At 39.3% G+C, this 14,113-nt stretch carries 13 protein-coding genes; 7 read left to right on the forward strand and 6 right to left on the reverse strand.

The annotated features are described in order from the left end of the window. Positions 1–50 precede the first annotated feature (50 nt). A complete protein-coding gene (rpmE, locus tag LOS73_RS19460) occupies positions 51–266 on the reverse strand; it encodes a 50S ribosomal protein L31 (RefSeq protein WP_007377245.1) in 216 nt (71 codons plus the stop codon). Between the two features lie 232 nt (positions 267–498). Here rpmE and priA point away from each other — a divergent pair, with 232 nt between their 5' ends. The 5 genes from priA to LOS73_RS19485 all read left to right on the forward strand — a co-directional run bounded on the left by priA (position 499) and on the right by LOS73_RS19485 (position 5,608). Next, positions 499–2,685, forward strand: a complete 2,187-nt coding sequence (priA, locus tag LOS73_RS19465) for a primosomal protein N' (protein ID WP_457934172.1) — start codon at positions 499–501, stop codon at positions 2,683–2,685. Between the two features lie 20 nt (positions 2,686–2,705). Then, on the forward strand, positions 2,706–3,233 hold the full coding sequence (locus LOS73_RS19470; RefSeq protein WP_457934173.1) for an SPOR domain-containing protein: 528 nt from the start codon (positions 2,706–2,708) through the stop codon (positions 3,231–3,233). A 79-nt stretch (positions 3,234–3,312) separates the two neighbouring features. Further along, positions 3,313–3,831 carry an ATP-dependent protease subunit HslV gene (hslV, locus tag LOS73_RS19475; RefSeq protein WP_002958366.1) on the forward strand — a complete coding sequence of 173 codons (519 nt, stop codon included), beginning with the start codon at positions 3,313–3,315 and terminating at the stop codon, positions 3,829–3,831. Positions 3,832–3,842: 11 nt separating this feature from the next. Then, positions 3,843–5,171 carry an HslU--HslV peptidase ATPase subunit gene (gene hslU, locus LOS73_RS19480; RefSeq protein WP_007377248.1) on the forward strand — a complete coding sequence of 443 codons (1,329 nt, stop codon included), beginning with the start codon at positions 3,843–3,845 and terminating at the stop codon, positions 5,169–5,171. 62 nt (positions 5,172–5,233) lie between these two features. Beyond that, complete coding sequence (locus LOS73_RS19485; RefSeq protein WP_457934174.1) at positions 5,234–5,608, forward strand: gamma-butyrobetaine hydroxylase-like domain-containing protein; 375 nt, start codon at positions 5,234–5,236, stop codon at positions 5,606–5,608. Between the two features lie 30 nt (positions 5,609–5,638). On the opposite strand, the gene LOS73_RS19490 is transcribed toward LOS73_RS19485, so the two are convergent. From LOS73_RS19490 to LOS73_RS19500, 3 genes are all read right to left on the reverse strand, one after another. Further along, complete coding sequence (locus LOS73_RS19490) at positions 5,639–7,519, reverse strand: methyl-accepting chemotaxis protein (RefSeq protein WP_457934175.1); 1,881 nt, start codon at positions 7,517–7,519, stop codon at positions 5,639–5,641. A gap of 120 nt (positions 7,520–7,639) precedes the next feature. Then, positions 7,640–8,671, reverse strand: coding sequence for an MJ1255/VC2487 family glycosyltransferase (locus tag LOS73_RS19495; RefSeq protein ID WP_457934176.1), 1,032 nt, complete (start codon positions 8,669–8,671; stop codon positions 7,640–7,642). Further along, the gene (locus LOS73_RS19500; RefSeq protein ID WP_457934177.1) at positions 8,668–9,207 is read right to left on the reverse strand and encodes a phosphatase PAP2 family protein; all 540 of its coding nucleotides are present in this window, start codon (positions 9,205–9,207) and stop codon (positions 8,668–8,670) included. The genes LOS73_RS19495 and LOS73_RS19500 overlap by 4 nt, the downstream gene beginning before the upstream one ends. A 205-nt stretch (positions 9,208–9,412) precedes the next feature. On the opposite strand from LOS73_RS19500, the gene rraA reads away from it, so the two are divergent. Together rraA and LOS73_RS19510 are read left to right on the forward strand one after the other, a co-directional pair. Beyond that, on the forward strand, positions 9,413–9,910 hold the full coding sequence (gene rraA / locus LOS73_RS19505; RefSeq protein WP_007377253.1) for a ribonuclease E activity regulator RraA: 498 nt from the start codon (positions 9,413–9,415) through the stop codon (positions 9,908–9,910). A 1-nt stretch (position 9,911) separates the two neighbouring features. After that, on the forward strand, positions 9,912–10,961 hold the full coding sequence (locus LOS73_RS19510) for a formimidoylglutamase (RefSeq protein ID WP_457934178.1): 1,050 nt from the start codon (positions 9,912–9,914) through the stop codon (positions 10,959–10,961). A 41-nt stretch (positions 10,962–11,002) separates the two neighbouring features. On the opposite strand, the gene LOS73_RS19515 is transcribed toward LOS73_RS19510, so the two are convergent. Together LOS73_RS19515 and hutI are read right to left on the reverse strand one after the other, a co-directional pair. Continuing rightward, positions 11,003–12,685, reverse strand: a complete 1,683-nt coding sequence (locus LOS73_RS19515; protein ID WP_198022402.1) for a bifunctional diguanylate cyclase/phosphodiesterase — start codon at positions 12,683–12,685, stop codon at positions 11,003–11,005. A gap of 119 nt (positions 12,686–12,804) precedes the next feature. Further along, a complete protein-coding gene (hutI, locus tag LOS73_RS19520) occupies positions 12,805–14,052 on the reverse strand; it encodes an imidazolonepropionase (protein WP_033038508.1) in 1,248 nt (415 codons plus the stop codon). Positions 14,053–14,113 lie beyond the last annotated feature (61 nt).

Consider the following 14,113-nt stretch of genomic DNA (forward strand, 5'->3'; position numbering starts at 1 on the left):
AGGCACAAAAAAAGCACCCTAAGGTGCTTCTTTTAACTAAATAGCAAAAATTACTTCTTGCTACCAAGTGCACCGAAACGCTTGTTGAAACGATCAACACGTCCGCCAGTGTCTAAAACTTTTTGCTTACCAGTGTAAAACGGGTGACACGCAGAACATACGTCTAAGTGAATGTTTTTACAAAGAGTAGAGCTTGTTTCGAATTCATTTCCGCATGAACATGTTGCTGAAATTACTTCGTACTTAGGGTGAATACCTTCTTTCATAGAAACCTCTAGTTAAGGCCGCATCGCTCTCCAAACCCGTAGTTTGGTACCATACGTCGTTAAAACAAATTTGTTGGTGGCGGATTTTATCCAACAACTACCGAGCACACAAGGTTTAATTATAATTTTTTGCTAAAAAAGTAACCAAATAATAAAATGACTATAATTTGCTAGTAGGTTTTTAACTGTATATTTAGTACATTACACCATTAATTTTATTGGTTGAGTTGTTATGCGTTTTGTTGAAGTTGCTATTAAAGTCCCATTACCGCGCACCTTTGATTATAAAGTAGATGAACAGCTCTCAGGCTTGGTTTCTGATCTGAAGCCCGGAATGCGCGTTTTGGTACCCTTTGGTAATCAGCGTAAAGTGGCTGTTATATTAGCAGTAAAAAAGAGTACTGAAGTACCCGAGAGTAAAATTAAAAGCATTTTTGAAGTTATCGACGATACCCCAATATTATCTAGCGAACATTTAGATCTCCTTAGTTTTACAGCGCGTTATTATTGTTACCCACTCGGCGAAACGATTCATATAGCTCTGCCTAGTGCACTACGCCAAGGTGAATCACCAGACAAAACAAGCATTAACATGGTAATGCTTACCGAAAAAGGCGCTAAAGTACCGTCATTAAAAGCTAAAACTCAACTCAACTTATTAAAGCAGTTATCACAATCAGGTAAGTCATCGTTAACCGAACTAAAAGCACTTGGCTTTAGTAAAAAAACAATAGATAGCCTCATTGCTAAAGAACTCATCACACAAACTATCGAACACGATAACCAATGGCAAAGCGTTGCGCCAACCGTCGGTAGTAAACCGGTACTTAATAAAGAACAAGCAGTGGCCTGTACAGCAATCAATCAAAGTACCGGCTTTAGCAGCTTTTTATTAGAGGGCGTAACGGGCAGTGGTAAAACTGAAGTGTATTTACAGTGCTTAGAAGAAATATTAAAACGTGGCGAGCAAGCCCTCGTACTCGTGCCCGAAATCGGCCTAACACCGCAAACGGTAAACCGTTTTCGTCGCCGCTTCCCAGATACACCTGTTATGCTTTGGCACTCAGCACTTACCGACAACGAACGCCTACAAACATGGCGATTTTGTGAAAAAGGCAGTTGTGCGATAGTTATTGGCACACGCTCGAGTATTTTTCTGCCATTTTTAAAACTCGGTATGATTGTTGTTGACGAAGAACACGACTCGTCATTTAAACAACAAGATACCCTTCGTTACCATGCTCGTGATTTAGCCGCTTATAGAGCTTTTCAGCATAAAATTCCGCTTATATTAGGCAGCGCCACACCAGCTTTGGAAACGCTCCACAAAGCACTTAATAACAAATATCAGTTATTAAGCTTAACCGAGCGCGCGCAAACAGCGACTGACAACCAGTTTAAGTTACTCGATATGAAAGGTCAGCCCGACCAAGCAGGTATTGCACATGCAAGCCTTGCCACTATGCGACAGCATTTAAACCGCGGTAAACAGGTTATGGTGTTTTTAAATCGTCGAGGTTTCTCACCCACTCTTATTTGCCATGAGTGTGGCTGGCTAAGTGAATGTAAACGCTGCAGTACCAGCGCCACTTTTCACAAAGCGATTGGGCAAATGATCTGCCATCACTGTGGCGACCAGTACCCTGTTCCTCACCAATGCCCTGATTGTGGCAGCACGCAAATATTTCCTAACGGCAAAGGCACAGAGCAAATTGAAGAATTTTTATCAACCGAATTCCCTGATACACCCGTTACTCGCATAGACCGCGATTCAACTCGCCGTAAAGGTAGCCTTGAAAAAGCACTAGATGAAATAAACCTAGGCGGTGCACGCATTCTAGTAGGCACACAAATGCTTGCTAAAGGTCATCACTTTGCAGATGTAAGCCTCGTTATAATTTTAGACGTTGATAGCGGGTTATATTCATGCGATTTTAGAGCGACAGAGCATTTAGCACAGTTAGTTACTCAGGTAGCTGGTCGTGCAGGACGTTCAGGCGAGCCTGGTCAAGTATTATTACAAACACACTTTCCAGAGCACCCACTTTTACAAGACTTAGTTAATAACGGTTATCAGGATTTTGCCCGTTTTGCTCTTAGTGAGCGCGATGATGCAGACTTACCACCTATTACAAATATGGCCATTGTCCGTGCACAAGGACATAGTATTAAACTAGTCGTCGATTTTTTGACGGATTTGGTTCCTGTGAATGGGGTATCTGGTATACAATTGCTCGGTCCGATCCCTGCACCTCTTGAAAAAGTCGCAGGTATGTATCGCTTTCAATTACATATTCAAGCGCAAGATCGTCGCATATTACATCAGTACCTTGCGCAAATGGTTGATTATTTAAGCTCAAGCAAACTTGCACAAAAAGTGCGCTGGAGCTTAGACGTAGACCCTATAGACATGATTTAGGTTAAGGCCAAAATAACGCTATGGCACAGCACGATTACATTAACAAAAAACCAGTAAATAGAAAAAACACTAAAAAAGCACCCACTAAAAAACCATTTCCAATTTTTTTAGTGAACATTGCTATTTTACTTGTAGGTGGTTTCGTTTACGGATTATGGTTTATTAAAAGTAATGCCGATCCAAAACTTGTCGAAAAGCAAGCTCACCCAACTGCGCCTGAAAAAGTAGAAGTTGTTATTCCACGCACGCCGGAATTTATTAAAGAAATTAGAAACCACGAAATTCAAGTTGAAGTAAAAGAGCTTGAACAAAAAGGTCCTTATGTTATGCAATGCGGTTCGTTCAGAACTCATGCACAAGCTGAATCGTTAAAAGCTAAAATCGCATTTGCAGGGCTCATTTCTGAGATAAAACAGGCTGAAGGCAGCAATGGTACTTGGTATAAAGTGCGCCTAGGTCCTTATAAAACCAAACGCCAAGCCGAAAGCGATAAAAACAAACTTAAACGTGTAAAAATAGTCGGCTGCGGAATTTGGGGCTGGACTTGAAAATAAACCATTCACCCATATAACCTCATAATAATCGTTTTTTACGAGTTGCCTCTGCAGCTCGATGATGAGGAATAACATGACTACTATCGTAAGTGTTCGCCGCGGCGACAAAGTTGTAATTGGCGGCGATGGCCAAGTGTCTCTTGGTAACACCGTAATGAAGGGCAACGCCCGTAAAGTTCGACGTCTTTATAATGGCAAAGTAATCGCTGGGTTTGCCGGTGGTACTGCTGATGCCTTCACTCTTTTCGAACGCTTTGAAAGCAAATTAGAAATGCACCAAGGAAACCTAACTAAAGCCGCAGTAGAAATGGCTAAAGATTGGCGAAGTGACCGTGCACTTCGAAAACTCGAAGCACTGCTCGCTGTAGCAGACGAAACAGCCTCTTTAATTATTACCGGTAACGGTGATGTGGTTCAGCCAGAAAATGACCTAATTGCAATTGGCAGTGGTGGTAACTTTGCCCAATCAGCAGCAACAGCCTTATTAGAAAATACCGACTTAAGCGCTCGTGAAATAGTAGAAAAAAGTTTAACTATTGCAGGCAACATCTGCGTATTTACTAATAACTTCCAAACAATCGAAGAATTATAATAGGAACTATTATGTCTGATATGACCCCAAGAGAAATTGTTCACGAGCTAGATCAGCATATTATAGGTCAGGCTAAAGCTAAAAAAGCAGTGGCTATCGCGCTTCGTAATCGCTGGCGTCGTATGCAATTAAATGAAGATTTACGCAGCGAAGTAACACCAAAAAATATTTTAATGATTGGTCCAACCGGCGTAGGTAAAACAGAAATTGCACGCCGTTTAGCAAAATTAGCGAATGCGCCATTCATTAAAGTAGAAGCGACTAAGTTCACTGAAGTTGGCTATGTTGGTAAAGAAGTTGAGACAATCATCCGCGATTTAGTCGATGTATCAATTAAAATGACTCGCGAACAGCAGACTAAAAAGTTTAAACATCGCGCCGAAGAAGCAGCAGAAGAGCGCATTTTAGATGCCCTTTTACCTCCTGCAAAAGACCAATTTGGCGAAAGCCAACGCGACGATAATTCATCAACACGTCAAACATTCCGTAAAAAGCTACGTGAAGGTCAGTTAGATGATAAAGAAATTGAAATCGATTTAGCACAAGCACAACCAAACGTAGAAATTATGGCGCCTCCTGGTATGGAAGATATGACCAACCAGCTACAAAGCATGTTTCAAAACATGGGCGGCGATAAGCGTACTAAACGTAAACTAAAAATCAAAGAAGCCTTCAAACTATTAACGGAAGAAGAAGCCGCTAAATTAGTAAATCCTGAAGAGCTAAAAGAACAAGCTATTTTTGCAGTAGAGCAAAACGGTATTGTGTTTATTGATGAAATAGACAAAATTTGTAAGCGCGGCGATTCTTCAGGCCCTGATGTGAGCCGAGAAGGTGTTCAGCGCGACTTGCTACCGCTAATTGAAGGCTCAACAGTAAACACTAAACACGGCATGGTTAAAACTGACCATATGTTGTTTATTGCCTCTGGTGCGTTTCAGATGGCAAAGCCATCAGATATGATCCCAGAGCTACAAGGTCGCTTACCGATTCGAGTAGAACTTGAAGCACTCACTGCAGATGACTTTAAACGCATCCTTACAGAGCCTCATGCATCGCTTACTGAGCAACAACGCGAGCTACTTAAAACTGAACAGGTATCAATTGAGTTTAGTGATGATGCAATTGAGCGTATTGCTAAAGCCGCTTGGCAAGTTAACGAAAAAACCGAAAACATCGGTGCTCGTCGTCTTCATACTGTAATGGAAAGATTGATGGAAGAGATTTCATACGATGCTTCTGAAAAAGCAGGTTCGTCTTTAGTAATCGATGCCGCTTATGTTGAAAAACACTTAGGTGCACTTGTTGAAGATGAAGACTTAAGCCGCTTTATTCTATAAAACGAATATAAACGTTATACTAAAAGCCTCCATATTGGAGGCTTTTTAATGGGATATATTAAATGAAACACGTAACAAAAGTGCATTACCACAGTGTGAGTAAAAATCTAGATGTTTACTTTGATGATGACAGCCAAGCCGTCTTTAGCTGTGAATTTTTACGTGTTCACTCCCCTTCTGCTGAAGTGCAAGGCCATGGCTCTGGTCCAATGAAGCTAGTACTTAATAAGCAAGATGTAGGAATAAAAAGTATTGTACCTGTTGGACACTATGCCTTGCGCTTAGATTTTGATGATGGCCATAATAGCGGGTTATTTAGCTGGCACTATTTTGTAAAACTGCAAGAGCAGTACGATACATTGTGGGCTGAATATTTAGAGCGTGTAATTGAGCTCAAGCAAAGTAAAGACAGTGTACCAATAAAGTTTATTCCTTAAACTTTATTGGTTATTTTTTACAAGCTTTATTTATACCTTAAACTTATCAATCGCGCTAAATAACACACGAGCCTGCTCAGATACTTCTTCACTTGTTTGTGCATTGTTCGCGGCATGCCCTGATGCATCTTGAGCAATATCACGAATACGCACTACATTCTTATTAACCTCTGACGCCACTTGGCTTTGCTCGTCAATTGCGACGGCTATTTGAGTACTCATTTCCATTATAGTTTGTACATCTTCCGTAATTGCACCTAATAATTCTCCGGCCTTAATCGCTTGCGAGGCACTTTCATCGCCTTGTGAACGACACTGATGCATAATACTCACAACTTCTTGAGTGCGCTGTTGTAATGTATTAATAATCCCTTCAATCTCGCTAGTAGACTCTTGTGTACGTTGTGCAAGTGAGCGGACTTCATCTGCTACTACGGCAAAACCACGACCATACTCACCAGCTCGAGCAGCTTCAATTGCAGCATTAAGTGCGAGTAAATTTGTTTGCTCAGCAATACCACGGATCACATCAAGCACAGAACCAATTGTCTCCCCATCTTTTTCGAGCTGTGATACCACACTCGATGCATTCCCAAGGGATTCAGATAGGTCTCTAATATGCTTAACCGTTGAATCCACTTCATTACGCCCTTGCTGTGCACTTAAGTTGGTCGATTCCGCTTTTTTGGCTGCTGCTTCGGTATTATGAGAAATATCTTGAATAGTCGCCTGCATTTCAGTTGCCGCGGTTGCTACCATATCTGCTTCATGAAGTTGCTCTTGCATACCTGAACTTGTTGCTGCAGTGCTTTCTGATAAATGCTCAGTGGCTACATTAAGCGTATTTAAAGCCGTGTTGACTTCATTTATTAAGTTTCTAAAGTCACCAATGAGGCTATTAAAATCGATTGTCATGGTGGTAATTTCATCTTTACCTGTTTGCTCTATCATCACACTTAAATCATTATTACGACGAATGTCGTTAATGGTGTGATAAACACGCTCTATAGGTACAATGATTGAGTGACTGGTAAAGTAAACAAGCGCTAGAACAATCACACCTGCAATTACAAAAACCAAAATGGCTAAAAATTGTGCTTGCTCTACACTCTTTTCAACTTGTAGTTTTGTTTCTTTAACAATTTGAGCAACAATTACATCGCTTTTATTGACGCTTTCTCGCATCACACCTAACGCACCAGAATTAAGGTCTAAACCTAATGCTGTTTGCGCTTGTACAAGTGTTTCAAACTCATTTTGATACATATCAATCAAAGGGGTTATTTTTGCTTTGTAGCTGCTTAGCAGATCAGTCGATGCTATCTGTTGCTTAAACGTATTTATGCCTTCATTAAAACGCCCTAGGTATTTAATATCAAATCTCAGCATGAAATCTTTTTCTGAGCGCCTAAGTTGCAACATAGATGATAAAAGCTTGTAGTCTTGCTGCTCTTTCAGCAGTACTTCGACTTCATGCACAGCAGCTCTGAGCTTACCATATAAGCCATCTTTAGGATTCAGCCCAATCTCTTTTTGTAATTTAACAACAGTATTAAAATCATTGTTATAACTATTAATTAGTTGCTCAAAATGCTCAACCTGAGCAGCAGAAATACCTTGTTGGCTCATTGATTGCTTTAGTTTTGTAATTTTACTACTTAACTGCTTAAAATCAGTTTCAAATTCAGTTAACGCTTCTTCGTGCTTATAAAATAGAAAATTTTTCTCATGTTTACGCAGTGCGAGTGCATGTACATTAAGCTCTTCTGCTAATTGAATAGTCTTATTTAAATTTAAGGTTGTACGTGATTCAAAAATGATCACACATAAAAGAATCACCATAGCTAAACCAACAACGACTGCGTTTAATTGCAAACGTCGTTTAATAGTTAAATTTTGTAAAAAAATCATCGCAAACGCCTTTATTAAATATGCTTTAATATTATAGCTTATTGAGTCAAAGCAACTAATTAAATTAATAAATTTTTATTTTATATAGTTATTTAGTGTTGTTAATTTTAGTTTTCATCATTATAAATTCACACTTCCCCATAAACCTTTATGTAATGAGTGTGTATTATTCCATTGTTTTTTAAGCAGCCAAAAAATTAAAGGAGCGGGATCACTGGGGTAATTAATCTGTTTATTTTGTGGCGCAGTATTCCAATCATCAAGCGCTTGGGGATTTAAATAACTCATTACATGTGCCATACCCATTGCAAGTAGCGTTTGTGCATTAGCGCCTTGCTCAAACTGTCCGTCTAAAGGTTTTAATAATAATTTTTTTCCTAATTTTAATGCTTCACTAGCAAGCTCAAACCCTGCGTTTCCTATTACGCCACTTGTATTTGCTAAATCATTTAAAAAGCCAGTGCGTGAAGGGGAACGCAAATGTATATGCCCAATAGATTGATTACAGGCGTGCGGGTGATAACAATAAAACTCTTTTTCGGGGAAGTCTTTTAAATAATCTATAATGCTGTCTAAATTTTCGAAAGGTAAATACACCAATACTTTATTCATAACCGCCACTGGATTGCCATGTTGATGATTAGCAATAAAAGGGGGAATAATATTATGCGCGAAAGGCTGCCAATGAACACCTAAATACGTATTGGCTGGTGCGTAGTATTTAATAAGTGACTTACGTAAAATCCCGCGACTAAACATAGGCACACTACTGGACAAAAATGCGGCCTGATGGCTAATTCCAACAACCGGAATTCCAGCTCTTTTTGCAGCCCATGCAGAAACTGGCTCAAAGTCATTGAGTACAAAATCATACTGTTTTACATCGAGCGACTTTATATCTGCAAACAATTTACAAGGGCGCGCATTGCTAACTGTTCGATAGCTTTTTACTTGACCATTTTCTGTATCAAAAGATAACCCCCGAAAACTTTTATACTGCCCAAACTCTTGCATATCAAAGTAGTCTTTTTTAGCACGTCCCGAAAAAATATAATCAACATCAATTCCTAATTCCTTAAAACCACTAGCCATGACCCGAGCGCGAGTAATATGACCATTCCCAGTACCTTGAATACCATATAATATTTTCATTCAGGCACCACTAATGCTAAAGAAAATATCGCACATGAACTACCAACCACAGCACCTACAATAATATCCGCGGGAAAATGAACCCCGAGTACAACTCGAGAAATTGCCACTCCCGAGGCCCAGCCAAATAGTAGCCAAGTATATTCAGGAAAAAAATGGCTTAAGATCATCGCGACTAAAAATGCAGCTGCACTGTGTCCTGAAGGTAAACTAAATTTATCACTAGGTACTATGTAAGCGTTTGTAACTAAACAATCGCACGGCCGAACCCGAGCAAAACGATTTTTAGCTAAAAAGTAGATAGGTCTTTCTATCGCAAATCCGAGTAGCAAAGTTACTGGTAATAACTGATATGGTTCATTGTTACTTAACCACCATACAGCCCCACATATGAGTAGATAAAGGCCACCATCACCACTTTTTGATAGTCCAAATGCGATTACTTTCAGCCATGAAGGCGATTTACAATTAAACAGAGTTAAAAATAATTGCTCATCTATTTGAGCTACTTTTTTAAGCATATTATTACCATCCATCACTTACTCCTAGCTGCATAATATATGAACACTGTTTTAGCTTAGGTGTTGTAAATAACAATTGCGTGACGCTTTTAAGACACTATTGTTGCTTTTATTGATTCCCTTCTTATTTTGCCTAAATTTACTGCGATTAAGTCGTTGTTATTGCTTATGAGGAGGGTATACTGAGGTATAAATTAATGTACCTTTTGAGGATAAAATAATGGATTACAGCACTTCTGATTTATGCGACCACTTTGCTGATGTGGTTGACGTGCTAGAACCAATGTTCATCAACTTTGGTGGTCGCCACAGTTTTGGTGGTCGCATTAAAACGGTTAAATGTTTTGAAAATAATGAACTGATCCGCGAATTACTTTCTCAAGATGGTACTGGCTTAGTGCTTCTTATTGATGGCGGTGGTTCAACTCGTCGTGCGCTTATCGACATCGAAATAGCCGAACTTGCACTCGAAAATAACTGGAATGGCATTGTTGTATACGGCGCAGTACGTCATGTCGATGAGCTTGAAGAACTTGATTTAGGTATTCAAGCAATTGCCTCAATACCGGTTGCTGCCGACAGCGAAGGTGCTGGCGAAGACGCAATAGGTGTTAACTTTGCTGGTGTATCATTTTTTGATGACGACTTTATTTATGCTGACAGTACTGGCATTGTTTTATCTGCTGAAGAACTAGAATTGGAAATCGTAGAAGCATAACGTGACCAAGCATTTAAAGGTATATGATGAAAGCGCGGTTAAAGCGATTTGCTCTATCCGCGCAAACGAAAAAAAAGCTTGGCAAGCAATGGCCTTGCTCGATACTCAAGTTAATGTGCAACAAGCACTTATTGATGCCGCACAGTTTGGTATTCGCTATGTATTACTCGGTATTTGCGAAGATATTGGCCCCAAAGCAAACCTAGGAAATGGCGGTGCAGACGAAGCGTGGCCGGCTTTTTTAAAGCGTTTTTTAAACCAACCTCATAATCAGTTTATTGCTACACAAAAAGTACTTTTATTAGGTGAAGTCAATGTTGATGATCTAATGGCAAAAAGTAAGCAGCTTGATAATCAACAGCCTAAACAGTTAAATCAATTACGAAATTTATGTCAGCAACTCGATGAACGAGTAGAAAATGTATTATCCCTTGTATTTAAAGCAGGTCTTGAGCCAATTATTATTGGCGGGGGGCATAATAACTGCTTAGGTATTATTCGTGCTTTAAGTAAATATAAAAATACACCGGTTAATGCCATAAATTTTGATCCCCATGCCGACTTTAGAGACTGTGAAGGCCGTCACAGTGGCAACGGTTTCCGGTATGCGTACAACGAACAACTCTTAAATAATTATCACGTGATTGGTTTACACGAACTGAAAAACAATCAAGCTATTCTTGAAGCTATGGCTAACGCTAATTTTAAATTTAATAGCTACCAATCGATAAAAGTGAGACGGGATATTACACTCACTCAAGCCGTTAATAATGCACTAAATAGCTTTGATAACTTACCACTTGGAGTTGAAGTAGATTTAGACAGCATTTCTTACATGCCAGTAAGTGCCTATACGTGCAGTGGGTTTAACGTGGACGACAGTGAGCACTTTGTGCATTTAGCCGCTAAAAACCGTCAGTCTCAGTATTTACATTTATGTGAAGCTGCACCAAATCAGCATCCAAATAACGTTGAGAATGGCATACAACACTGTGGGCAAGTAATTAGCGCGCTAGTGAATACCTATTTACAAGCTAAAGAAGGCCTTTAGTAAACGCCTTACTTTTATTGAAATAAAATTAATACTGCTATTTACCGTGAAGTAGGAGGAATATATTCCCCTTGTGTTAACTGCCACTGCTTTAGCCAGCTCATTAAACCAATACTACTCAATGGATGACCAAAGTAATAACCTTGTGCAGCATAAGCATTTAAACTTTTAACAAATCTCAGTTGCTCAAACGTTTCTACGCCCTCAAAAATAACTTTAGTCTTTTGCTGGTTATGCATTTCAACCATGCCACTAATTAAACTGCGTATATTATTTTGATTGCTAAAATCAGCAGTTAACGACGGTGCAACTTTAATATACTCAACAGCTAAATTGGGTAATTTAGACAGTAGTACTGGATTATCACCGAGCCCATCAACACAGACTTTTAATCCAATGTTATTGAGCCTAGCAATCATCGCCCTACCTTTATTATCTAAATTGGTAAAAATGTGTAACGGGCATTCAACAATTAAATCCCCAGCCTCAAGTTGATGTTCACTTGTGATGCGGTCAACAAACTCAACAAACTCTTCATTAAGCATTTCAGGACCAAATACATTAATACTAAGCGGTATTGCTATCCCTTCTATACGCAATGCCATTGCGAGTTCTGCCGCACGCTCTATCACAAAAGTAGCTAATGGATAAGCCAATCCTGCAATTCTAATATCATCAATAAATCTATTTGCAGATAAAATACCTTGCTTTGGATGCTGCCAACGTAACAACAGTTCTAAAAATTCTATTTTTCCATCATCATTACGAATAATTGGTTGAAAATAGAGCTCTAGTTCACTTGAAAAGTCGATATTAGCTAACTCTTTTAAGCGTGCTTGTTGCTCTAGTTGCTCTACCATCATTTGCTGATGATACGGGACCACCTTTCGTTGAGGGTGACTATCAAGCGCTAAATATGCGTAGGAGATTAAATCATCAAAATTATTTTCTTGTGCCCCGCAATCCACATAACTTGCTCGTGCGTTAACCTCTACGGTACAGTTTGCAACGTTGAAAGGTTTTAATGTTGCACCAAGAATGTGCTCTATAACGTGCTCATGAAGATGATTTTGAGTCGCCAAACTACAAATAAAGGCAAAGTTAAGTCCACCTAAATGCGCCAGTTTTTCTTGTGACCCTAAATCAACAATCTCATCGTTTTCTAATAGTTTTTTTATTCTATTTGCTGATTGAGTCAGTAATAAGTCACCGAAATCTCGCCCTATTTGCTGGTTAACTTGTTCAAAGCCCTCTAGGCGAATAATGACTAGTGCTGCCTTTATGGGTGTATCATCACACCAGGCATAATAGCCTTCTCGTAACTTTTTTCTGTCTGCAAAGCTAGAAAGTGGTGAATTTTCAATAAATATTTCTTGTGCTTTATCTTCGACAATCACTTCCTCAGCCAATTCATCTTCACTGATAAAACCGGCAACAGCTAAGAATAAAATAGCGATAACAATCCAAAATAAAGGGATTGCTAATAATAAATGTGCAGAAAATAGTACAACAAATAACAAACTAGCAAACGAGCTGATGATGATCATAGTCCAATTACTACGCTCAAACGCCTGCCACAAATGAAAACAAAACCCAAAGGCAAGTAAAATAGCTAACCAAGCAGTACCCAGACTTAAAATTGCTAAACCAACAGCAGCAATGCATAGGTAGCTAAACTTCATACCGCTATTTTTTATAGTAAATAAGGACGCGATCATCGCCATTAACAAGGCACCACTAAAAAATATCGGGAAGTTACTGTCGGTTAAAAAACTCAAATTAGCACCACTTGTACTCGCTAAAAAATTCAATAAAAGCATGTTTATTATGGACGAAATTAATACTAACTAAGTTTACCCAAAATCCATAAGTTTAACAGTCTATTTACGCCAAATTGGTAACTTAATTGTGACGGATGATTTATTTGCCAATGCGCAATGTCAGCTCTTGCGCCAACCTTTAAAACACCACGCTCATCTAACGCTAGAGCCTTAGCTGCATTTCGAGTAACACCAGCTAATGCTTGCTCAGGTGTTAATCTAAATAATGTGCACGCCATGTTCATCATTAAGTGCACTGAACATAGGGGAGATGTACCGGGGTTAAAATCACTCGCAATAGCTATCGGTACTTTATATTGATTAAGTAATTCAATAGGTGGGAATTTAGTTTCTCTTAAAAAATAAAATGCGCCTGGCAATAACACCGCTACCGTCCCAGCGTCTGCCATAGCTTTTACACCCTCTTCACCTAGATGCTCTATATGATCCGCCGAAAGGCCATTGAACTGCGCCACCAGCTCAGCACCATGCTGATTAGATAACTGTTCAGCATGGCATTTTACTGGGAGGTTATGCTTTTTAGCTGCTTGGAAAACACGTTTGGTTTGCGAATAACTAAAGCCTACATTTTCACAAAATACATCGACTGCATCAGCAAGATTATTAGCCACTACCTGATCAAGCATGTCAGTACATACCAAATCAATATATTCATCAGCACGGCCTTTGTATTCAGGCGGTAGAGCATGCGCCCCTAAAAAAGTAGTTTTAATATCAATAGGGTGATGTTCACCCAATAAACGAGCGACTTCTAATATTTTTATCTCATTTTCAGTATCTAGTCCGTAGCCTGATTTTATTTCAACGGTGGTTACACCTTCTTTTAACAACGTATTTAAGCGATCTTTTGCATCAACAAATAGCTGTTCACGATCGGCTGCTCTTGTGGCTTTAACCGTACTTGCTATGCCACCGCCTTGTGCTGCAATTTGCTCATAACTTACACCCTGCAAGCGCTGTTCAAACTCTTGCGATCTTGAACCTGCAAATACTAAGTGCGTATGACAGTCTATTAGGCCCGGCGTTAACCATTGTCCTTTTACACTCAATGTCGGCGTTGCAAACACATCAAAACTAGGCAATGTTGATTGCTCTCCAATCCACGCAATTTTACCATTTTTAATGGCTATAGCAGCATTTTCAATTGCGCCATAAGGGGCATTTATATTGCTATCCATAGTGGCAATATTGGCATCAGTTAAAAGTAAGTCGATTTCTTCTAACTCATAATTTTGTGTTGTGCTTTGCATATTGCAGCCCTTTTTACACCGTGAATAATAAAAATATAGTCTAACAACCCATCTTGTATAT

This window comes from Pseudoalteromonas sp. SCSIO 43210 (assembly GCF_054133285.1).